At 32.9% G+C, this 2283-nt stretch carries 1 protein-coding gene; it reads right to left on the reverse strand.

Going from position 1 to position 2283, the window contains the following annotated elements:
• Nucleotides 1–119: 119 nt before the first annotated feature.
• Nucleotides 120–2183, reverse strand: coding sequence for a translation factor GTPase family protein (gene fusA / locus COZ07_RS02910; protein WP_406607091.1), 2064 nt, complete (start codon nucleotides 2181–2183; stop codon nucleotides 120–122).
• Nucleotides 2184–2283: the final 100 nt, after the last annotated feature.

A 2283-nucleotide genomic window follows, 5' to 3' on the forward strand; every position in this document is an offset into this window, starting at 1 on the left:
CCATGGTCTACATGACCGATAGTACCCACATTTACATGTGGTTTAGTTCTTACAAATTTTTCTTTTGCCATTTTATTTCTTCCTCCTTAAATATTCTATACTATTTTACTATTTTAAAATTAAATTAATATTTCCTTAGCAATATTAGCTGGAACTTTATCATAACATAAGAATTGCATAGTAAAAGTTGCTCTACCTTGAGAAATTGACCTTAAAGTAGTAGCATAACCAAACATTTCTGCTAAAGGCACGTAAGCGGTAATAATTTTTACCTGGGCTTTCGTTTCAATTCCTTCTATTTTTGCTCTTCGTGCACTTATATTACTGATTAAACTACCTAAATATTCCTCTGGGGTTACAATATCTACCTCCATTATTGGTTCTAAAAGTATGGGTTGAGCCTTCTTCATACATTCTTGAAAAGCCATAGAAGCTGCAATCTTAAAAGCAATTTCTGATGAATCTACAGGATGATAAGAACCATCCAATAAAGTTACCTTTATATTAATAACGGGGTAATTAGCTAATACACCACTTAGCATAGCTTCTTTTACACCCTCTTTTATTGCCGGTATATATTCTTTGGGGATTGCCCCACCAATTATCCGATTAATAAATTTAAAATTTTCTTCTTTGTACGAATCTACCTCTAATACTACATCTCCATATTGCCCTCTGCCTCCCGATTGTCTAATAAACTTTCCTCTTGCTTGGGCAGATTTTTCTATCGTTTCCTTATAAGCAACTTGTGGTTTTCCTATATTTCCCTCTACTTTAAATTCTCGAAGTAAACGATCTACAATTATTTCTAAATGAAGCTCTCCCATACCTGAGATGATAGTCTGACCAGTTTCAAGGTTATATGTTCTTCTAAAAGTAGGATCTTCTTCTGCTAATTTATCCAAAGCTAAAGCCATTTTATCTTGCTCTGCTTTACCTTTTGGTTCTATGGCAATAGATATTACTGGTTCAGGAAATTTAATTGATTCTAATATTATAGGATGCTTTAGATCACATAAAGTATCACCAGTAGTAGATTTTTTTAAACCTATTATTGCCCCCAAATTTCCTGCAGATATTTCTAAAACATCCTTTCTATGATCAGCATGAATAAGTACTAATCTATTTACTCTTTCTTTAACATCCTTAGTTGGGTTATAAATATAAGAACTAGATTTTAATATTCCTGAATAAACCCTAACAAAACTCAATTTTCCTATATAGGGATCAGTCATAATCTTAAAAACTAAAGAAGATAAAGATTCTTTCTCTTCAGTTAACCTAGATATTCCCTTTTCAGTTAGAGGATCTATACCTTTAATCGGTGGAACATCTAATGGAGAAGGTAAATAATAAATTATTGCATCTAAAAGCAGCTGAATACCCTTATTCTTCAAAGCCGAGCCACATAAAACAGGAACTGCTTTATTTTTAATAGTTAATCTGCGAATTGCAGATTTTATTTCACTAGGAGAAGTCTCTTCACCTTTAAGGTAATCCTCCATAATTTTTTCATCAATCTCTGCTAAACCTTCTATCATCTTATGATGATATTCATCGGCTGATTCTCGTAAATCTTCTGGTATAGATACCTCTTCATAATTTACTCCTAAATTATCTATAGTATAAGAATAGGCCTTCATTTTTATTAAATCTATAATACCCTGGAAATTTTCTTCGCTGCCCCAGGGTAATTGAATAATGATTGTATTAGCGGCTAGCTTATCTTGAATCATTTTTACAACATAATAAAAATCTGCCCCTACTCTATCCATTTTATTAATAAAAGCTAGACGAGGAACACCATATTTTTCCGCCTGATGCCAAACAGTTTCTGATTGGGGTTCAACCCCTCCTACTGCACAAAATACTGCTACTGCACCATCTAGTACCCGTAAGCAACGTTCAACCTCTACAGTAAAATCTACGTGTCCAGGTGTATCAACAAGATTAATACGAGTATTTTTCCAATAAAGAGTAGTTGCTGCAGAAGTTATAGTAATACCTCTCTCTTTTTCCTGGGGCATCCAATCCATAGTTGCAGACCCTTCATGAACTTCGCCCATCTTATGAACCTTCCCTGTATAGTAAAGTATTCTCTCGGTAATAGTAGTCTTTCCTGCATCAATGTGAGCCATTATTCCAATATTTCTAATTTTGTCTAAAGGAAATTTTGTATCCATAATTTAACAACCTATCTTAATTCGTATCTCGTATCAATATGTAATGAGTAATAAAATTAAATTTCTGAAATTATAAAAATAGGTACTTACTTCACATTAC

Origin of the sequence: Candidatus Infernicultor aquiphilus (assembly GCF_002784285.1) — a bacterium.
Taxonomy (GTDB): domain Bacteria; phylum Atribacterota; class Phoenicimicrobiia; order Phoenicimicrobiales; family Phoenicimicrobiaceae; genus Infernicultor; species Infernicultor aquiphilus.